Below are 19,414 nucleotides of genomic sequence, written 5' to 3'. Positions count from 1 at the left end.
CGTGCCCGGCGAATCTTCAATCAATACAGGATGCGGGTACGCAACGTGCCCGGAATGGCCGCCAGTTCTTCGCGTACCGCGGTGGCCTGCTCCTCGCTGGCGGTGATGTCGATCACCACGTAACCGACCTTCGGGTCGGTGCGCAGGAACTGGCCGTCGATGTTGACGTTGTGGCGCGAGAAGATCTCGTTGACCTTGGACAGCACGCCCGGCACGTTTTGGTGGATGTGCAGCAGGCGCAGGCTGTCTTCGTGTTCGGGCAGGGTCACTTCCGGGAAGTTGACCGCCGACAGGGTGCTGCCGTTGTCGCTGTAGCGCACCAGCTTGGCGGCGACTTCCACGCCGATGTTGTCCTGCGCTTCCAGCGTGCTGCCGCCGACATGCGGGGTCAGGATCACGTTGTCGTGGCGGGTCAGTGGTGATTCGAAGATGTCGCCGTTGCCCTTCGGCTCCACCGGGAACACATCCAGTGCAGCCCCGCCGACATGGCCGCTGGCCAGCGCTGCGTCCAGCGCGTCGATGTCGACCACGGTGCCGCGCGCCGCATTGATCAGGTGCGCGCCCTTGCGCATCTTCGCCAGCTCGGTGCTGCCGATCATCCACTGCGTGGCCGGGGTTTCCGGCACGTGCAGGGTAACGATGTCGGCACGTGCCAGCAGGTCGTCCAGGCTGGCCGCGGCACGGGCATTGCCCAGCGCCAGCTTGGTTTCCACGTCGTGGAAGATCACCTGCATGCCCAGCGATTCGGCCAGCACGCCGACCTGGGTGCCGATGTGGCCGTAGCCGATGATGCCCAGCGTCTTGCCCCGTACCTCATGGCTGCCGCTGGCGGACTTCGACCAGCCGCCGCGGTGGCATTCAGCGTTCTTCTGCGGGATGCCACGGGTCAGCATGATCGCCTCGGCGATCACCAGTTCGGCCACGCTGCGGGTGTTGGAATAGGGCGCGTTGAACACCGGGATGCCGGCCAGCTCGGCCGCGTCCAGATCGACCTGGTTGGTGCCGATGCAGAAGCAGCCCACCGCGATCAGGCGCTTGGCCTCGGCCAGCACCTCGGCGCTGAGCTGGGTGCGCGAACGGATGCCGACGATATGCGCCTCGGCGATGCGCGCCTTCAGTTCGTCCTCGGGGAGCGCCTTGGTGTGCGCCTCGATCTGGCTGTAGCCGGCGGCGCTGAATACCTCCACGGCGGTCTGGCTGACCCCCTCCAGCAACAGCACGCGGATATCCTGCTTCGGGAACGAGGTCTTCTTCGGCGACATGGGGCAACACGGCCAGTGGGACAGGGGCTGACCACTATGCCAGATCGGACCGCCCATGGTGCAGTGCGCAATTGGTTGCATCCGTAGCTATCTGTGCGGCACTGCAGGGCTGGACGCTGGCGCGTGCCACTGGCACGCTTGCCCGTTCGTCACGCACCGCGCTGGACCGTCATGACCGATTCCCGCATTGCCTCGCTGCTGCAGGCCTGTCCCGGCCTGAAGCTGAAGACCGACCCATCCGACCTGGAGCATTACGGTCGCGACTGGACCCGGCGCTGGACGCCGGCGCCGCTGGCGATCGCGCTGCCGGCCACGGTCGAGGAGGTGCAGGCGGTGATGCGCTGGAGCGCGGCCGAAGCGGTTGCGGTCGTGCCCTCCGGGGGCCGTACCGGGCTGTCTGGCGGCGCGGTGGCCGCCCACGGCGAACTGGTGCTGAGCCTGGAACGGATGAACAAGGCCCTGGCCTACGACGCGGTCGACCGGACCCTGGTGGTGCAGGCCGGCATGCCGCTCGAAGCGCTGCACAACGCCGCGCTGGAGCATGGATTGATCTATCCGGTCGACTTCGCCGCGCGCGGGTCGTGTTCGATCGGCGGCAACATCGCCACCAATGCCGGCGGCATCCGCGTGATCCGGTACGGCAACACCCGTGAATGGATCGCCGGGTTGAAGGTGGTCACTGCCAGCGGCGAACTGCTGGAGTTGAACAAGGGCCTGATCAAGAACTCCAGCGGCTACGACTTCCGCCAGCTGCTGATCGGGTCGGAAGGCACGCTGGGCGTGATCGTCGAGGCAACGGTGAAGCTGACCGATCCCCCGCCGGCCAGCAACGTGATGCTGCTGGCGTTGCCCAGCTTCGATGTGCTGATGCAGGTATTCGCCGCCTTCCGCGCGCGCCTGCAGCTGCAGGCGTTCGAGTTCTTCACCGACCGGGCGCTGGAACACGTGCTGGCACATGGTGCGCAGGCGCCGTTCGACGAAGTGCATCCGTACTATGTCGTGACCGAGTTCGCTGCCAATGATGAGGCACAGGAAGCCGCGGCAATGGCGGCCTTCGAGGACTGCATGGGCAACGGCTGGGTCAGCGACGGCGTGATCAGCGCCAGCGACGCCCAGGCGGCCCAGCTGTGGCGCCTGCGGGAGGGCATCACCGAATCACTGGCGCGCTACAAGCCCTACAAGAATGACGTCTCGGTGCGTATCTCGGCGATGCCGGCATTCCTGGCCGAGACCCAGGCGCTGATCGGCCAGGCCTATCCACACTTCGATGTGGTCTGGTTCGGCCATATCGGCGACGGCAACCTGCACATCAACGTGCTGAAGCCGGACGACACCAGCGACGCCGAGTTCCTTGCCCAGTGCGAGCAGGTGACCAAGCTGCTGGCGCAGGTGCTGGCGCGTTTCGATGGCAGCATTTCGGCCGAACATGGGATCGGCCTGGTCAAGAAGGGTTACCTGGACAGCACGCGCGGGTCGGCGGAAATCGCGTTGATGAAGGCGGTCAAGCGTGCGTTCGATCCCGAAGGGCGGCTGAACCCGGGCAAGCTGTTCGACGCCTGATCTGGGCAAACCCTTCACGCACCCGTTACGCTCCACCCATTCCTTCAACCGGCCTGCGACCGATGATCCGACCGTTCCTGCTGATTGCCCTGCTGTCCCTGCCGCTGGCCGGCTTCGCTTCCAGCTTCGCCGGCACCTCGGCCGGTTCGGCAACCGGTGCATCGTCCGGCTCGTCGGGCAGCAGCTCGGGTGACGACAAGGTCGTGCGCGCTGCGCGCGATGATGCCGCGGCCTTTGTCGCCAGCGACGGCCAGATCCGTGGCGCGCGCCTGCAGGCCGCGCTGGTCCATCTGCGCGAGCAGGACGCTGCCGCGCAGCAGCAGAGCGATCTGGAACTGGCGCGCGCCCTGCTGGCGCGTTGATCCGGGCCGCATGCCGCCCGCGGTTTCGCTTGCCGTGGCGCCGGCCGATGCACGGCTGAACGTCTTGCGTACGCGGGCAGCAGCAGATGCCGGCCGCGACCCGGCGCTGTCCAAGCGTGCCCTGCATGCAGGATGGGGTATCGCATTGGCGTGGCTGGCGATACCGGTGGCGCATGCGACCGACCGCCTGCAGCTGGACCCCGCAGGCCTGGACCCAACACAACAACGGCTGGCCCGGCAGACCCTGGCCGACGTGCAGTCGCTGCTGCCCGAGGGGCTGCTGCGCGCGTTGCCGCCGCAGGTGCAGGTGCGCTGGAGTGAGGCCCTGCCGGCCGATGTGCACGGTCGGGCCTTTGGCGGACGCGTGTCGCTGCGTCGCGACCTGCTGGATGAGGAGGTGCCCGGCGCCCGCCGCGCGCGACGCAGCGCGCTGGTGCACGAACTGGCCCACGTTGCCGACCGCAACGGTGCAGGCTGGTCGCGCAGCGCTCGCTGGCGCGATCTGTCCGGCTGGCAGCGCAGGCCGTGGCATCTGGGCCGCGGTGACAATGATTTCCGTGACCGCAGCCCGGATCCCTACGAGCTGACGGATGCGGCCGAGTACCTGGCAGTGAATGCCGAGCATTTCGTGCTCGATGGTGCGTTCGGCTGCCGCCGTCCAGCCCTGGCGCAGTGGTACCGGGCGCATTTCGGCACGCCGCCATCGCTGCCACGCCCGCACTGTGAGGCAACCCTCCCACTGCTGCAGGCCGAAGCGGAGGAGGGGGCAGCCTCGTTGCTGCAGCTGGATCCCGCGCGCGTCTATGCGGTGGACTACCTGTTCGCCGAAGGCAGCCGGCAGCCGATGAGCCGCTGGGGCCACAGCATGCTGCGGCTGGTCATCTGCCGGCCGGGCCGGACGCCGGGACCGGCGTGCCGGCTGGATCTCGAACATCACCGCGTGCTGTCCTTCCGCGCGTTCGTGGGCGATGTGCAGATTTCCAACTGGCGTGGCCTGACCGGCGACTATCCTTCGCGCCTGTTCGTGCTGCCGCTACAGCAGGTGGTGGATGAATACACCAAGGTCGAGCTGCGTGGCCTGCAGTCGCTGCCCCTGCGCCTGCAGCGCGACGAAATCGCCAGCCTGCTGGAACGCACCGCGCAGGTGCATTGGACCTATGACGGACGCTACTACTTCGTCAGCAACAACTGCGCGGTGGAGACTGCGAAACTGCTGCAGGCCGGCGTGCCCCGGCTCGGCCAGGCCGGGCTCGCCCAGCTCACCCCGCGGGGACTGCGGCGTCGGCTGGCACGGTTGCATGTTCTGGACGACCAGGTACTGGCGGATCGGGCGGGTGCGCAGGCGCAGGGGTATTACTTTGCTTCCGCGCGTGATCATTACCAGCAGCTTTTTTCCGTGGCTGCCACCCAGCTCGCCTTGCCGGCGCGCGACGTGCGCGCATGGCTGAAGCTGCCCGCGCGCGAACGCGGCCCCTGGCTGCTGCAGGGTGATCTGCGCGCGAGTGCTGGCCTGCTGCTGCTGGAACAGGCCGCGCAGCGACGCGCGGAGCTGCGCGCGCGTGACGTGCTGAAGCGCCGTCTGCTGGCGGCGCCGGAAAGCGCTGAGGCACAGAGCCTGCGTGAACTGCTGGACCTGAGCGGGCAGTGGCTGCGTCCCGGGGAGCTGCTGGCGGACGGCGGCTACGGCTTGCCGCTGCCTGAGGAACAGGTACTGCTGGCCGACCGCGTTGCGCTGGCCAGCGCCCAGGCGGTGCCGGCATGGCGGACCCTGCGCATGCAGCTGCGGCAGCAGCTGCCGCCGTCGCAGCGGGGTGAGCTCGATGACATCGATGCGAACCTGGCGGCGCTGGGTGAGCGCCTGCGACGGCAGGCGACGCCTACTGACGCGGCAGTTCGATGACGAAGCGGCTGCCGCCACTGCCACCGGGCGCGCAGTAGACCTTTCCGCCATGTGCATCGGCAATGGCCTTGACCACGGCCAGGCCCAGGCCGCTGCCACCGCCCTGGCGCGAACGTGAACCGTCGGCGCGCATGAAGGGGCTGAAAATGTCCGCGTGCAGTGCCGGATCGATGCCGGGGCCCTCATCCTCGATGGCAACCTGCACGTGTCCCGGGGTGTCATGCACGGCAATCCGCACCCGGCCCGGGCTGGCGTAGCGCCGTGCGTTCTCCAGCAACGCAAGAAGCGCCTGCCGCAGGCGGGTCGGATCGCAGTGGGCGTTGTGCTCCTCGCGGCTGGTCTCCAGTTCCAGCACGAAGCCGGCCGCGCGGAACTGGGGATCGACCAGGGTCATCACCGAGTGCACCTCGGCCACCACATCGGTGCGGGCGCGGCGCACGTCCAGCCGGGCGTTGTCCGCCAGGCTCAGCACGCGCAGATCCTCGATCAGCCGCGACAGCCCTTCCACCTGCGCCAGCAGGCTGCGGAACTGCGATTCGTCGGGGTGGAACACGCCTTCGGCCAGGCCCTGCAGGCGACCACGCAGGATGGTGACCGGCGTGCGCAGTTCGTGGGCGATGGCGGCGTGCCACATCATCCGTTCGCTTTCCATGTGCTGCAGGCGGCGCGCCATCGCGTTGAAGTCATCGACCAGCGCGGCGACCTCGCCGGGAGAGTTGCCGTCGGCGCTGGCGCGTGCGCCCAGGTCGCCGCTGGCCAGCGCTCGCACGCTGTCGACCAGCGAATTCAACGGGGACAGGATACGGTGGGCGAGGCGGAACGACGCGGCGATCGCAAGGGCGAGTCCGGTCAGGATGACACCGACCATCCAGGCCAGTTCGGGACCCGTCGGTAGCCAGCTTTCCGGCTCGACCGTACTGGCCGGCGAAAACTCGACCAGCACCGCATACAGCAGCCAGGACGAGAGGATCATCATCACGATGACGCCGATCACCATCAGCGACATCGAGACGACGATGTGGCGGCTGAGCCCGGACCGGCGCATCAGCGGTCGGCCATCAGGCGGTAACCGACGCCGCGCACGCTGGCCGGGATGTTGACCATGCCCACGTCGTCCAGCTTGCGGCGCAGCTTGCTGACATGGCTGTCGACCGTGCGCTCCAGCGCTTCACTCTCAGGCAGGCATTCATGCATCAGTTCACTGCGGCTGAAGATGCGGGTCGGTGCCAGGGCCATGCAGTGCAGCAGCTTGAACTCGGTCAGCGTCAGCAGGACTTCATGGCTGTAGCCATCGCCTTCCACATGCACGGCATGGGTTGCCGGATCGATCAGCAGCTGCCCGATGCGCAGTGCCGCCGGTGCATCCACGCGTGAGGATCTGAGCGTCCGCCGCAGCACCGCGCGCACGCGCGCAGCCACCTCGGCCGGGTTGAACGGCTTGACCACGTAATCGTCGGCACCCATGCGCAGCGCGGTCAGCTTGTCCAGGTCCTGGTCGAGCGCGGTCAGCATGATCACCGGCGTTTCCCCGCGCTGGCGCAGCTGGCTCAGCACGCTCCATCCGTCCAGCCGCGGCAGTTGTACATCCAGCAGGACCAGGTCCGGACGCATGTTGCGGTGCAGGTCCAGTGCGCTGTGGCCGTCGCCGGCGCGCAGGGTGCGCAGGCCCTCACGTTCAAGATAGGCAGTGAGGATGTCGGCGATCTCGGCCTCGTCCTCCACGATCAGGACCAGGGCGGCGAGGGCGGTGGAGGCGTGCATGCGTGGATCAGGCCATAAGGTGCTTGCCTCCATCGTATCTCCACACTTCCTCCATCGAAACCCCATCATCGCCGCGCAGACTGCGCGCTTCATGACCTATCCGCCGCGCCCGCGGCATTGTGCACAGCAATGAGAACCTTCAGGACCCCGGCCGCGTTGATCGCGGTCCTCGCCTTGGCCATGACGGCCTGTTCCTCGCCCGAGGCCAGCCCCGAACCCGCACCGCGCGTGAGTGTGGTGACCGTCGGCCCACAGGTCGTGCAGCGCGACGATGAGCTGCCGGGCCGCGTGACGGCCGTGCGTACCGCACAGATCCGTGCGCAGGTCGGCGGCATCGTGCAGCGTCGCCTGTTCGAGCAGGGGGCCGAAGTCACCGCCGGGCAGGCGTTGTTCCAGATCGATCCGGCGGCCTTCCGTGCGGACGTCGATTCGGCGCTGGCGGCCCTGCAGCGCAGCGAGGCGGCGCTTGCCCGCAGCCGTGTGCAGTCGCAGCGGCTGCACGCCCTGGCGGCGGCGCAGGCCGTCAGCCAGCAGCATCGCGACGACGCCAGCGCCGAGTACGAGCAGGCGCGCGCCGCGGTGAATGAAGCCCGGGCGATTCTTGCCCGCCGCCAGCTGGACCTGCGCTATGCGACGGTCAGCGCGCCGATCAGCGGACGCATCGATCAGGCATGGGTGACCGAGGGAGCGCTGGTCGGCGTGGCCGATGCCGAGCCGATGGCGGTGGTGCAGCAGATCGACCAGGTCTACGTGGATGTTCGCCAGCCTGCGTCCCAGCTGGAGTCGCTGCAGCGCAGCGCCGCGAGCGGTGGACAGTCGTCGGTGGCGATCATCGGCCCGGCGGGCCGGCCGTTGTCGGAACGTGGCGAGCTGCTGTTCTCCGGCATCAGCGTCGATGCGCGTACGGGCGACGTGATGCTGCGCATCCTGGTGAACAACCCGCAGCGCCAGCTGCTGCCCGGAATGTACGTACGGGCAAGAGTGCCGCGCGGTGCCCCGTCCAGTGCGCTGGTGCTGCCGCAGCAGGCCGTGCTGCGCAGTGCCGGTGGCCAGGCCTATGCCTGGGTGGTCGGCAGTGACGGCAAGGCGGTGATCCGCACGCTGGAGATCGATGGCAGCGTGGATCGGCAGTGGCTGGTCCGGCATGGCCTGAAGGCGGGCGAGAAGGTGGTGGTCGAAGGCCAGGAGCGCCTGCAGGAAGGCGTGGTGGTCCAGATGCACGACTGGTCACGGCCCGTCGCCACTGCCGGGGCCGCACCGTCCGGTCGTCAGGGCTGAGTCCGCCAGGACCCGGCCGATCCAGGAAAATCCAACATGGCACGTTTCTTCATCGATCGCCCGGTGTTCGCCTGGGTGCTGGCGATCTTCATCATCCTTGCCGGTGTCCTGGCGATTCCGCGGTTGGCCGTGGAACGCTACCCGGCAGTCGCTCCGCCCAGTGTCAGCATCTACGCGAGCTATCCAGGCGCAAGCCCGCAGACATTGAACGATGCGGTGGTCGCGCTGATCGAGCGCGAACTGTCCAGCGTCAAGCACCTGCTGTACTTCGAATCGTCGGTGGATACCTCCGGGGAGGCGTCGATCACGGCGACCTTCCAGCCAGGAACCAACCCCGAACTGGCCCAGGTCGATGTGCAGAACCGGATCAAGGCGATCGAGCCGCGCCTGCCGCGCAGCGTGCGCCAGAACGGGCTGTACGTGGAGGCGGCCGATTCCGGTTTCCTGATGCTGGTCGGCCTGCGTTCGCCGGATGCCAGCGTCAGCGAGGCCGCGCTGGGTGACTTCATGGCGCGCAACATCATCGAGGAATTGCGCCGCATCGACGGTGTCGGTCGCGTGCAGCTGTTCGGCGCGGAGCAGGCGATGCGCGTCTGGCTCGATCCCACGCGGCTGACCGGGTATGGCCTGACCATGGGCGACGTGGTCAGCGCCATCGAGCAGCAGAACCTGGAAATCGCACCGGGTCGCATCGGCGACTCCCCCGGTCTGCCCGGCCAGCGCCTGACCGTGCCGCTGAGCGCCGATGGCCAGCTGTCCACGCCCGCGCAGTTCGCTTCGATCGTGCTGCGTGCGCGTGCGGATGGCTCGCGGGTGTTGCTGGGTGACGTCGCCCGGGTCGAACTGGGGGCGCAGAGTTACGCCTGGGGTACCCGTGAGGATGGTCAGCCTGCGACTGCGGCGGGCGTCCAGCTGCGGCCCGGTGCGAACGCCGTACGCACTGCCGCAGCGGTGCGCGACAGGATGGCCGAGCTGGCGCCGCTGCTGCCGCGTGGCGTGGAGTCGAGCATTCCGTTCGATACCGCGCCCTTTGTCAGCATCTCGATCCGCAAGGTAGTGCAGACACTGCTGGAGGCCATGCTGCTGGTGTTCGCGGTGATGTACCTGTTCCTGCAGAACTGGCGCTATACGCTGATACCTGCCGTGGTCGCGCCGATCGCGCTGCTGGGTACGTTCGCGGCAATGCTGGCGCTGGGATTCTCGATCAACGTCCTCACCATGTTCGGCATGGTGCTGGCGATCGGCATCATCGTCGATGATGCGATCGTGGTGGTCGAAGGCGTGGAACGGATCATGGCCGAGGAGGGGTTGCCACCCCGCGAGGCGACGATCAAGGCAATGCGCGAACTGACCGGCGCGGTGATCGGCATCACCCTGGTATTGACCGCGGTGTTCATTCCGATGGCGTTCGCCAGTGGTTCGGTGGGCGCGATCTACCGTCAGTTCACCGTGGCGATGTCGGTATCGATCCTGTTCTCCGCGCTGCTGGCGCTTAGCCTCACGCCTGCACTGTGCGCCACGCTGCTACGCGGAAACACACGCGGGCATCATGGCCGCAGTGGCCTGTTCGGCGCCTTCAACCGCGGCTTCGAGCGGATGACCGGCCGCTACCAGCGTTGCGTGGCCGCCGTGCTGCAGCGAAGCGGGCGCGTGATGGGGGTGTTCGTCGCACTGGTGGCAGCGCTTCTGCTGGGCCTTAACGGGTTGCCCGGGGCATTCCTGCCGGAGGAGGACCAGGGGTACTTCATGACCTCGATCCAGCTGCCGGCCGAGGCGACCACCGAGCGCACGCTTGCCGTCGTTGAAGCGTACGAACATCACGTGGCCTCGCGCCCCGGCGTTGCATCCAACCAGTCGATCCTCGGGTACAGCTTCTCCGGCTCGGGGCCGAGTGCTGCACTGGCCTACACGATGCTGAAGGATTGGGGGGAGCGTGCCGGTGCGACGGCTGCCGGCGAGGTGGAGGCGGTACGGAAGGCGATGTCGACGCTGGTCGAGGGCGAAGTCATGAGCGTGATGCCGCCGGCCATCGACAGCCTCGGCCGCTCGTCAGGCTTCTCGCTGGCGCTGCAGGCGCGGACCGGGCAGACCCAGGCCGAGCTGCGCGCTGCCCTCCAGCAGCTGCTGCAGCTGGCCCAGGCCAGCACACTGCTGTCCGATGTGCATGCCGATGGAATGCCCGCAGGTACCAGCGTCCGGCTTGACATCGATCGCGCCAAGGCCGAGGCGATGGGCGTGGCGTTCAGCGAGATCAGCGGAACGCTGTCGGCGGCAATGGGCTCGCAATACGTCAACGACTTTCCGAACAAGGGACGGCTGCAGCAGGTCATCGTCCAGGCGGATGCGCCGTACCGGATGGAGCTGGGCGACGTGCTCAAGCTGTATGTCCGCAACAGCGAAGGGGGCATGGTGGCGCTGTCGGAGCTGGTCGATCCGCAGTGGACGGAAGCGCCCCTGCAGCTGCAGCGCTATCTCGGCTTCCCGGCATTGAATCTGTCCGGCGCGCCCGCGTCGGGCGTTTCCACCGGGCAGGCGATGGACGAGATGGAGCGCCTGGCCCGGCAGCTGCCGGCGGGCTTCGCACTGCAGTGGACCAGTCAGTCGCTGCAGGAGCGCGAGTCCGGCGCGCAGGCCCCGTGGTTGCTGCTGCTGTCGATGCTGGTGGTGTTCCTGGTCCTGGCGGCGCTGTACGAGAGCTGGTCCATACCAATGGCGGTGATGCTGGTGGTGCCGCTGGGCCTGCTGGGAGCCGTAGCGGCGGTGCTGCTGCGGGGCATGCCCAACGACGTTTTCTTCAAGGTCGGCATGATCACGGTGATCGGCCTGTCGGCGAAGAACGCGATCCTGATCGTCGAGTTCGCGCGACAGCTGCAGCAGCAGGGACGCGGGCTGGTGGAAGCGGCCGTGGAGGCAGCGCGCCTGCGCCTGCGGCCCATCGTGATGACGTCGCTGGCGTTCGCGCTCGGCGTGGTGCCCCTGATGGTGGCGCAGGGTGCCTCGAAGGAAACACAGCAGGCAATCGGTACCGGTGTGTTCGGTGGCATGGTCAGCGCGACCGTGCTCGCGGTGTTCTTCGTGCCGGTGTTCTATGTGGTGGTGCAGGGGGTGCGGCAACGGATCGCGCGGCGCCTGCGCAGGCGCCGGCCACTGCCGGAAGGATCTGTGGATGGGAACGGATAACGGTCAAACGCTGCACGACGTACAGCTGAAGGCGCTGGAACGGCGCCTGTGCCAGGCCCTGATCGAGGGTGATCGGCAGGCACTGTCGCTGCTGTTGTCGCCGGCGATGTTCATGATGGATGGCGATGGCGGGCGTCTGTTTGATCTGCCCTGGCTGGATGACTGGTTGGGCGGGCACCTGCAGGTGCGGGCGCTGCATCTGCAGGCGGTGGACACCCTGCTGTGCGGTCGGCTGGCGCTGCTGTCCAGCCCGGTGCAGATGGTGGTCGTCCGGCACGGGCAGGAGCAGGCATTGCGGATGCGTCTGTTGCGGGTCTGGGCCTGTAGTTCCGGCGGGGAGGGCGCGCAGCTGCTGTCGATGACGGTGCTCGCGGCGTGAACGCGATCACATCGGTTTCAGCGCCGGCTCATCGCCGGATGATAGGGTGGTTATCTTAAGTACGGTCGACAAGGAGTCGAGTCATGCGTGTAGTTTCCAGTCTGTCGACGGCTTCGCTGGCCCTGGTGCTGGCGGCCTGCCAGCCATCGACGCCGCCTGCCGCAGCAGGTGGCACGGCTGACCCGGCGCCGCCGGAGCCGCAGCCGCTGTCCACGAACTCGACCGCCAGCCAGACGGCCTATCAGTGTGGCGATCTGGCCGTGCGTGCGACGTTCAACGGCGAGGACGCAGCCACCGTGGTGATCGGGGATCGCACGTTCGCCATGACCTCCGAGCGTGCTGCTTCGGGGGCGAAGTACGGCGACGGGCAGGGCAACAGTTTCTGGACGAAGGGCCACGATGACGGGCTGCTCAGCCTGAAGGGCGAAGCGGACCGCGAGTGCCGCGCGGTGGAGGCCACGGAAGGCGACGGCCGTGCCGGTGCTGCCGCGTTCAGGGCGACCGGCAACGAACCGGGCTGGCTGGCGGTGGTCGACGGTGACACGCCGGGCCTGCAGGTGCAGGTCGATTATGGCCAGCGGCACTTCGACGTGGGCGCACCCAACGAGGGAGCCGACGGGTGGAGTGGCAAGGCCGCGGACGGTACCGACATCAAGCTCACCTTCCAGCGCACGACGTGCACGGACGACATGAGTGGGGAGCCGTTCGAGGCGAAGGCGATGCTGACCGTCGGCACGCGCCAGTACCATGGGTGTGGCAATTTCGGCGCCAGGCAGCCGTAAGTTGGTCGGCAGAGCCGAGCGGGGCTCGGCTCTGCCAGGCGCGTGCGGTCAGCTCAGTCCGCGCGGCCTGCGAACTCGCCGGTGGCAGTGTTCACCAGCACGCGTTCGCCATTGACGATGTACTCCGGCACCATGATCTCGATACCGGTATTGAGCTTGGCCGGCTTGGGACGCTTGGTGGCGGTGCCGCCCTTCAGTTCCGGCGGGGTCTCGATCACTTCCAGCACCACCGAGGCCGGCAACTGGATGGCCACCGGCTGCTCGTCGATCACCTGCACGTAGATGCCGGTCAGGCCATCGGTGATGTAGCCGGCGTCGTCGCCGATGACGTCCGCATCCAGGGTGTAGGGGGTGTAGTCCTCGTCATCGAGGAAGACGAATGCATCGCCATCCTTGTACGAATAGGTGGACTGGCGGCGCAGCAGTTCGACCTCGACCAGATTGTCGTCGGCATCGAAGCTGGCATCGAGCTTGTTGCCGCCCGGCACGCTGTACATGATGAAGCGGAAGCGGACGTTGCCACCCCGGCCCTGCGGGGAGCTGCGCTCGATGTCGCGGATCTGGTAGACGCCGTTGTTGTACTCGACGACGTTGCCCTTCTTGATGTCGTTGGCTTTCATGGTGATCTGGGTCGTTGGGGGTGGACGCCGTCCCGGCGCCCGGGGGAATCACTTCGGAGCGAGGCGGGTAGCGCCGTCCAGGCGGATGGTCTCGCCATTGAGGTAGGTGTTGCCGAGGATGAAGCCGACCAGGCTGGCGAAATCCTCCGGCTTGCCCAGCCGCGACGGGAACGGGATCGAGGCGGCAAGCGACTGCTGTACGGCTTCGGGCATGCCATCGACCATCGGTGTCCAGAACACGCCCGGGGCGATGGTGTTGACGCGGATGCCGAAGCGCGAGAGCTCGCGGGCCATCGGCAGCGTCATCGACACCACACCGCCCTTGCTGGCGGCGTACGCGGCCTGGCCGATCTGGCCCTCATAGGCGGCGATGCTGGCGGTGTTGATGATGACACCGCGTTCGCCATCGGCGCCGGCCTCGTTGTGCTGCATGCGGTTGGCGGCGGCCTTGGCCACGTTGAAGCTGCCGACCAGGTTGACCATCACCGTGCCCTGGAAGCCGGCCAGCGGCATCGGGCCTTCCTTGCCGAGCACACGGCCCGCGCCGAGGATGCCGGCGCAGTTCATCGCCACGTTGAGGCCGCCGAGGAAATCGTGGGCCTGGTCGATGGCCGCCGCCACGGCAGCTTCATCACTGACGTTGACGTTGAAATAGCGGGCGTTGTCGGCACCCAGCGCGGCGACGGCGGCGCTGCCTTTGTCGTCGTTGAGGTCGAACAGGGCCACCTTGCCGCCTTGGGCGACGAGGTGCTCGGCCACGGCCAGGCCAAGGCCGGAAACGCCGCCGGTGATCACGGCACGTACGGAAGACAGCTGCATTGCACGGTCCTGCAGGTTCGAGAACCGCCGATTCTAACGGAAGCCACGACCGCTGCCGTTGTGCACCGCGCCGCCCGGAGCCCGGGCGACGCGCCCTGATGGATCAGACGGCCGCGAGGGCCTGGCCGGTGCGGCTGGCGGTCGCACGCCCGAGCAGGCCGGCCAGCCAACGACCGGTTTCCGCCAGCGCCGGCAGGTCCACCCCGCTGTCCAGGCCAAGGCCCTGCAGCAGATAGACCACGTCCTCGCTGGCGACGTTGCCGCTGGCGCCTTTCGCGTAAGGGCAGCCGCCCGCGCCGGAGACGGCGCTGTCGACCACGCGCACGCCTTCTTCCAGGCAGGTGGCGATGTTGGCAATGGCCTGCCCGTAGGTGTCATGGAAGTGCACGGCCAGCGCGCTCATCGGGATCTCCGTGGCGACTGCCTGCAGCATCGCCCGCGCCTTGCGCGGCGTGCCGACGCCGATCGTGTCGCCCAGCGAGATCTCATAGCAGCCCATCTGGTGCAGGGCGCGCGCCACCCGCACCACATCGGCCAGGGGGACCTCGCCCTGGTAGGGACACCCCAGCACGGTGGAGACATAGCCGCGTACCCGTACGCCATCGGCGGCGGCGCGGCGCAGGATCGGCTCGAAGCGGGCCAGCGACTCGTCGATGCCGGCGTTGGTGTTGGTGCGGTTGAACGCCTCGGAGGCGGCCGTGAACACCGCCACTTCCTCCACGCCGACCGCGAGCGCCCGCTCGTAGCCCTGTTCATTCGGTACCAGCACTGGATAGTGGATGCCGGGCCGGCGCTGGATGCCGGCATAGACCTCAGCGGCATCCGCCAGCTGCGGCACCCACTTCGGGCTGACGAAACTGGTCGCTTCGATGCTGCGCAGGCCGGTGGCCGACAGGCGGTTGATCAGCTCGATCTTGTCGGCCGTAGAGACCGGTTGCTTTTCGTTCTGCAGGCCGTCCCGCGGGCCGACCTCGACGATGCGGACGTAGTCGCTCATGCCTCCGTCTCCGCAGCGGGGCGCTGGCAGACCGCCTCGATGTTGTTGCCGTCCGGGTCGAGCACGAAGGCGGCGTAGTAGTTCGGGTGATACCAGGGACGTACGCCGGGACCACCATTGTCGCGTCCTCCGGCGGCCAGGGCGGCGGCATGGAACGCGTCCACCTGCGCGCGGCCGGTACAGGCGAAGGCGACGTGCACGCCATGGCTGACGCTGCCGCCATTGCCGATCCAGAAGAACGGCTTGCCATCGCGGCCGAAGCCGACCTGGTCATGGGTGCCGGTCTGCTCCGCGGTGACCTCCATCACCACGCCGATCTGCAGTGGGGCCAGTGCCTGGCTGAAGAACGCCCTGCTGCGCGCCAGGTCGGCGCTGGTCAAACCAAGATGATCGAGCATGTTCAGGCCTCCGTGACCCAATGGGGGGCGCGCTTGTCGAGGAAGGCGCCCAGGCCTTCCTGACCCTCGGCCGAGACCCGCAGGCGCGCGATCAGGGCGGCATTGTCGCGGTCGAGCGCATCGCGGTCATGGCTGTCACGGACCTGCCGGACCAGGCGCTTGGCCGACGCTGAGGCGATCGGGCCGGCCTTGTCGAGCAGGGCCAGCTGGCGCTGCACCGCCTCGTCCAGCCGCTCCGGTTCCACCAGCTGGTGCACCAGGCCGATGCGCAGCGCGGTGTCGGCGTCGAAGTGCTCGCCGGTCGCGAACCAGCGGCGGGCCTGACGCGGCCCGATCGCCTCGATCACGTACGGCGAGATCACGGCCGGCAGCAGGCCAAGGCGGCTTTCGGTCAGGCCGAACCGGGCGCTGGTGCTGGCGATGGCGATGTCGCAGCAGGCGACCAGACCGACACCCCCGCCGAAGGCGGCACCGTGGACCCGGGCCAGGGTCGGCTTGGGCAGTTCGTCCAGGGTGCGCATCAGGCGCGCCAGGGCCAGAGAATCCTCGCGGTTGTCAGCCTCGCTGGCAGCGGCCATGCCCCGCATCCACTGCAGGTCGGCACCGGCCGAGAAGGATGCGCCGTGGCCGGCCACCACCACCGCGCGCACCGCGTCTTCCCGCCCGGCCGCCTCCAGCGCGGCGGTCAGCCGGGCGATCAGGCCTGCATCGAAGGCGTTGTGCAGCTCCGGCCGGTTCAGCCAGAGGGTGAGGACGGCGCCACTGCGCTCGATCTGCAAAGCATCGTTCATGGGATTCCAGGGTCACTCCATACCTGTATGGATCATAGCGGGCCATTGGTCATGGGCCATGACGCGACGCGGGAATGTTAGAATCGAGAACCATTTACATCCAGCAGAGAACAGGCTAGATGACGCTGTCCGAACTGCCCCTGCATACCTCGGCCGTGGTCGACTCCGTGCAGGACCTGCATGCCAACGATGCCATTGCCCGCCGCCTGCGCGAGCTGGGCTTCGTCAAGGGCGAGGAGGTCCGCCTGGTGGCCAAGGGCCCACTGGGGGGAGAGCCGTTGCTGGTGCAGGTCGGGTTCACCCGTTTCGCACTGCGTATCAGTGAAGCCAAGCGCGTCGTGATCGACGCTGCCAGCCAGGAAAGACGTGCATGACCGCATCCGCCACTGCCGCCCCCCTGCGCATCGCGCTGGTCGGTAACCCGAACAGCGGCAAGACCGCCCTGTTCAACCAGCTGACCGGCAGCCGGCAGAAGGTCGCCAATTACACCGGCGTGACCGTCGAGCGCAAGGAAGGACGCCTGCGCGCACCCTCCGGCCGCGAGTTCGCCGTGCTTGACCTGCCGGGTGCGTACAGCCTGCACCCGGCGAGCCTGGACGAGGCGATCACCCGCGACCTGTGCCGCGGCTTCTATCCGGGCGAGGCCGCGCCGGACGTACTGTTGTGCGTGATCGATGCCACCAACCTGCGCCTGCACCTGCGCTTCGCACTGGAACTGCGCGAGTTGGGCAAACCGATGGTGGTGGCGCTGAACATGGTGGATGCGGCCGAGCGCCGTGGCATCCAACTGGACGTGGCAGCGCTGGAGCGCGAGCTGGGCGTGCCGGTGGTCGAGACCGTGGCGGTACGCAAGCAGGGCGCGCGTGCGCTGGTCGAGCGCCTGGACCGCATGGTGCCGCACCTGGATGCGCCGGTGCCGCCGGCCGAGGACGGCATCGACTACCACGCCCGGGTACGCGACATCCTGGCGGTGGCCGTGCGCATGCCGGCGCGCACCGCGAAGATCGACGACACGCTTGACCGCTGGCTGCTGCACCCGGTGTTCGGACTGGTGACGTTGGTCGTGGTGATGTTCCTGATCTTCCAGGCGGTGTTCGCCTGGGCGACACCGCTGATGGATGGCATCGAGGCCGGCTTCGGCTGGCTGGGCGAGGTGGTCGGTGGCGCGCTGCCGGAGGGGCCGCTGACCAGCCTGCTGACCGACGGCATCATCGCCGGCCTGGGAGGCGTGGTGGTGTTCCTGCCGCAGATCCTGATCCTGTTCGCGTTCATCCTCGCGCTGGAAGAGTCCGGCTACCTGCCACGTGCAGCGTTCCTGCTCGATCGGCTGATGGCCGCGGCCGGCCTGTCGGGGCGTTCGTTCATCCCGCTGCTGTCCAGCTTCGCCTGCGCGGTGCCGGGCATCATGGCCACCCGCAGCATCCAGGATCCACGCGACCGGCTGGCGACGATCCTGGTGGCGCCGCTGATGACCTGTTCGGCCCGCCTGCCGGTGTATGCCCTGCTGATCGCCGCCTTCATTCCCGATGGCAAGGTCGGCATCTTCAACCAGCAGGGCCTGGTGCTGTTCGGACTGTACGTGGCCGGCATCCTCAGCGCGCTGGCGATGTCGTGGGTCATGAAGAAGTGGCGCCGCGACAAGAGCGAGCATCCGCTGATGCTGGAGCTGCCCTCGTACCGTATTCCGCATCCGCGTGATCTGGCAGTCGGCCTGTATGAGCGCGGCATGATCTTCCTGCGGCGCGTGGGCGGCATCATCCTGGCGTTGACCGTGCTGCTGTGGTTCCTGCTGTCGTTCCCCGGTGCGCCTGCCGACGCCACGCTGCCGGCCATCGATTACAGCTACGCCGGCCGCATCGGCCATGCGATGACCGCGGTTTTCGCCCCGCTGGGTTTCAACTGGCAGATCTGCATCGCACTGATTCCGGGCCTGGCCGCGCGTGAAGTGGCGGTTTCCTCGCTGGCGACGGTGTACGCGCTGTCCGCGGCCGACGACGATGCGGCGATCTCGGCGCTCACGCCGGTGGTGGCCGATGGCTGGTCGCTGGCCACGGGCCTGTCGCTGCTGGTGTGGTTCATCTATGCGCCGATGTGCATCTCCACGCTGGCCACCATCAAGCGTGAGACCAACTCGTGGAAGAAGATGGGTTTCGCAGCGTTCTACCTGTTCGCAGCGGCCTACGTTGCAGCGCTGATCACCTACCAGGTGACCGTGGCGCTGGGAGGCGGCTGATGGACGCAGGACTGCTGCTCCAGTACCTGCTCGTTGCGCTGGCCGTGCTGGTCAGCGCGTGGGTCGTACTGAAAAAGCAGTTCCCCGGCACCGTGCGCAGAATGCGCGGTGCCTTGGCACTGGCGCTGCTCAAGCCCGGCCGCGCCGGCTGGCTGCAGGCGCTGGGCCGCAGGATCGCGCCCCCTGTCAGTGGCGGCGGCGGTGCCTGTGGTGGCTGCGACAGCTGCGGGCCGACGCCGCCGAAGCAGCACTGACGATGGCGGGAGAGAGCGGGGGCTGCTGCGCTCGCCGAAGCCTCAATCCCGCACCAGCCCACCGTCCACCACCAGATTCTGGCCGGTGACCGCGCGCGCCCAGGGGCTGGCGAAGAACAGCGCGGCGTCGGCGAACTCGGCCGGCGTGGTCACGCTGCGCAGTGGCGTGTTGGCGGCGATGTAATCGAACACCGCCTGCGGTGTCGCCGCGCTGGCATCGGTGCTGCGCAGCAGGCCGCCGGACAGCATGTTGACGGTGATGCCCTGCGGCCCCAGGTCGCCGGCCAAGGTGCGGGTCAGCGAAAGCAGGGCGGCTTTGGCGGCCGTGTAGTCGTGATAGGGCACCACCGGGTTCTGGAACAGATTGGTGCCGATGTTGATGATGCGGCCGAAACCGCGCGCCTGCATGCCGGGCAGGGCGGCCTGCACGGTGTTGAGCGCGCCGCGCACGCTGCCTTCGAACTGCGCCTGGAACGCCGGCCAGCCAATGTCGGCGGCGCCGTCGCGCGCATCACCATTGAAGGAGAAATCGGCCAATGCGTTGTTGACCACGGTGGTCACGCCCTGGCCGAAATGCGCCAGCGCCTGCTGCAGCAGTGCCTCGATCTGGCTCCGGTCGGTGACGTCGGCGCGGAGCGCGAGTGCCTGCCCGCCCAGCTCCACCGCCAGCGCACGTGCGGCCGCCTCGCTGCGGTGGTAGTTGATGATGATCCGGGCACCCTGCGCGGCGAATGCGCGGGCGATATGCTGGCCGAGGCCGCGGCCAGCGCCGGTGACCAGTACCAGCTGTTCGCTGATCTGCATGGGAAATGCGGTCCATTGCATGAAGAGTCCTGCA

The 19,414-nt window shown here is 68.0% G+C and carries 19 protein-coding genes; 10 read left to right on the top strand and 9 right to left on the bottom strand.

What is annotated here, in order from left to right; translation table 11 throughout:
* Positions 1 to 20 precede the first annotated feature (20 nt).
* On the bottom strand, positions 21 to 1,262 hold the full coding sequence (gene serA, locus QMZ25_RS12485) for a phosphoglycerate dehydrogenase (protein ID WP_111186471.1): 1,242 nt from the start codon (positions 1,260 to 1,262) through the stop codon (positions 21 to 23).
* 171 nt (positions 1,263 to 1,433) lie between these two features.
* Here serA and QMZ25_RS12480 point away from each other — a divergent pair, with 171 nt between their 5' ends.
* From QMZ25_RS12480 to QMZ25_RS12470, 3 genes are all read left to right on the top strand, one after another.
* A complete protein-coding gene (locus tag QMZ25_RS12480; RefSeq protein WP_283219710.1) occupies positions 1,434 to 2,822 on the top strand; it encodes an FAD-binding oxidoreductase in 1,389 nt (462 codons plus the stop codon).
* A 62-nt stretch (positions 2,823 to 2,884) separates the two neighbouring features.
* The gene (locus QMZ25_RS12475) at positions 2,885 to 3,184 is read left to right on the top strand and encodes a DUF2388 domain-containing protein (RefSeq protein ID WP_053519503.1); all 300 of its coding nucleotides are present in this window, start codon (positions 2,885 to 2,887) and stop codon (positions 3,182 to 3,184) included.
* A 145-nt stretch (positions 3,185 to 3,329) separates the two neighbouring features.
* Positions 3,330 to 5,084, top strand: a complete 1,755-nt coding sequence (locus QMZ25_RS12470; protein WP_283219711.1) for a DUF4105 domain-containing protein — start codon at positions 3,330 to 3,332, stop codon at positions 5,082 to 5,084.
* Here the strand turns inward: QMZ25_RS12470 and QMZ25_RS12465 are convergent.
* Together QMZ25_RS12465 and QMZ25_RS12460 are read right to left on the bottom strand one after the other, a co-directional pair.
* Positions 5,062 to 6,129: an ATP-binding protein gene (locus QMZ25_RS12465; protein WP_053519504.1), complete on the bottom strand. Its 1,068-nt coding sequence runs from the start codon at positions 6,127 to 6,129 to the stop codon at positions 5,062 to 5,064. The genes QMZ25_RS12470 and QMZ25_RS12465 overlap by 23 nt on opposite strands.
* Complete coding sequence (locus QMZ25_RS12460) at positions 6,129 to 6,845, bottom strand: response regulator (RefSeq protein ID WP_180876004.1); 717 nt, start codon at positions 6,843 to 6,845, stop codon at positions 6,129 to 6,131. Before QMZ25_RS12460 ends, QMZ25_RS12465 begins: the two co-directional genes overlap by 1 nt.
* Positions 6,846 to 6,974: 129 nt before the next feature.
* Between QMZ25_RS12460 and QMZ25_RS12455 the strand changes: the two genes are divergently transcribed.
* The 4 genes from QMZ25_RS12455 to QMZ25_RS12440 all read left to right on the top strand — a co-directional run bounded on the left by QMZ25_RS12455 (position 6,975) and on the right by QMZ25_RS12440 (position 12,464).
* Positions 6,975 to 8,123 (top strand): efflux RND transporter periplasmic adaptor subunit, encoded by a 1,149-nt coding sequence (locus QMZ25_RS12455; RefSeq protein WP_283219709.1) that lies wholly within the window; start codon positions 6,975 to 6,977, stop codon positions 8,121 to 8,123.
* A 36-nt stretch (positions 8,124 to 8,159) separates the two neighbouring features.
* Positions 8,160 to 11,303, top strand: coding sequence for a multidrug efflux RND transporter permease subunit (locus QMZ25_RS12450; RefSeq protein ID WP_283219708.1), 3,144 nt, complete (start codon positions 8,160 to 8,162; stop codon positions 11,301 to 11,303).
* Positions 11,290 to 11,682, top strand: a complete 393-nt coding sequence (locus QMZ25_RS12445; protein ID WP_197571288.1) for a nuclear transport factor 2 family protein — start codon at positions 11,290 to 11,292, stop codon at positions 11,680 to 11,682. The genes QMZ25_RS12450 and QMZ25_RS12445 overlap by 14 nt, the downstream gene beginning before the upstream one ends.
* 83 nt (positions 11,683 to 11,765) lie before the next feature.
* Positions 11,766 to 12,464 (top strand): MliC family protein, encoded by a 699-nt coding sequence (locus QMZ25_RS12440; RefSeq protein ID WP_197571289.1) that lies wholly within the window; start codon positions 11,766 to 11,768, stop codon positions 12,462 to 12,464.
* Positions 12,465 to 12,517: 53 nt separating this feature from the next.
* On the opposite strand, the gene yeiP is transcribed toward QMZ25_RS12440, so the two are convergent.
* The 5 genes from yeiP to QMZ25_RS12415 all read right to left on the bottom strand — a co-directional run bounded on the left by yeiP (position 12,518) and on the right by QMZ25_RS12415 (position 16,089).
* On the bottom strand, positions 12,518 to 13,084 hold the full coding sequence (gene yeiP / locus QMZ25_RS12435) for an elongation factor P-like protein YeiP (RefSeq protein WP_005409468.1): 567 nt from the start codon (positions 13,082 to 13,084) through the stop codon (positions 12,518 to 12,520).
* Positions 13,085 to 13,132: 48 nt separating this feature from the next.
* Positions 13,133 to 13,903, bottom strand: a complete 771-nt coding sequence (locus tag QMZ25_RS12430; RefSeq protein ID WP_128988706.1) for an SDR family oxidoreductase — start codon at positions 13,901 to 13,903, stop codon at positions 13,133 to 13,135.
* 103 nt (positions 13,904 to 14,006) lie between these two features.
* Positions 14,007 to 14,900: a hydroxymethylglutaryl-CoA lyase gene (locus tag QMZ25_RS12425; protein WP_065175602.1), complete on the bottom strand. Its 894-nt coding sequence runs from the start codon at positions 14,898 to 14,900 to the stop codon at positions 14,007 to 14,009.
* Positions 14,897 to 15,298: a VOC family protein gene (locus tag QMZ25_RS12420; RefSeq protein WP_065175603.1), complete on the bottom strand. Its 402-nt coding sequence runs from the start codon at positions 15,296 to 15,298 to the stop codon at positions 14,897 to 14,899. Before QMZ25_RS12420 ends, QMZ25_RS12425 begins: the two co-directional genes overlap by 4 nt.
* A gap of 2 nt (positions 15,299 to 15,300) precedes the next feature.
* A complete protein-coding gene (locus tag QMZ25_RS12415) occupies positions 15,301 to 16,089 on the bottom strand; it encodes an enoyl-CoA hydratase/isomerase family protein (protein ID WP_053519513.1) in 789 nt (262 codons plus the stop codon).
* 119 nt (positions 16,090 to 16,208) lie between these two features.
* Between QMZ25_RS12415 and QMZ25_RS12410 the strand changes: the two genes are divergently transcribed.
* From QMZ25_RS12410 to QMZ25_RS12400, 3 genes are read left to right on the top strand one after another with little or no spacing between them, the layout of a single operon-like run.
* Entirely contained in the window at positions 16,209 to 16,463 is a 255-nt protein-coding gene (locus QMZ25_RS12410) for a FeoA family protein (protein WP_053519514.1), read from the top strand.
* Entirely contained in the window at positions 16,460 to 18,322 is a 1,863-nt protein-coding gene (gene feoB, locus QMZ25_RS12405) for a ferrous iron transport protein B (protein WP_053519515.1), read from the top strand. Before QMZ25_RS12410 ends, feoB begins: the two co-directional genes overlap by 4 nt.
* Positions 18,322 to 18,576: a DUF6587 family protein gene (locus tag QMZ25_RS12400; protein ID WP_065175605.1), complete on the top strand. Its 255-nt coding sequence runs from the start codon at positions 18,322 to 18,324 to the stop codon at positions 18,574 to 18,576. Before feoB ends, QMZ25_RS12400 begins: the two co-directional genes overlap by 1 nt.
* A gap of 42 nt (positions 18,577 to 18,618) precedes the next feature.
* Here the strand turns inward: QMZ25_RS12400 and QMZ25_RS12395 are convergent, their stop codons facing one another.
* Positions 18,619 to 19,380, bottom strand: a complete 762-nt coding sequence (locus QMZ25_RS12395; protein WP_262218468.1) for a 3-oxoacyl-ACP reductase — start codon at positions 19,378 to 19,380, stop codon at positions 18,619 to 18,621.
* Positions 19,381 to 19,414: the final 34 nt, after the last annotated feature.

Origin of the sequence: Stenotrophomonas sp. RS-48, from assembly GCF_030053245.1 — a bacterium.
In the GTDB taxonomy this organism is placed as follows: domain Bacteria; phylum Pseudomonadota; class Gammaproteobacteria; order Xanthomonadales; family Xanthomonadaceae; genus Stenotrophomonas; species Stenotrophomonas maltophilia_P.
This window is presented reverse-complemented; position numbering and strand designations above follow the sequence as displayed.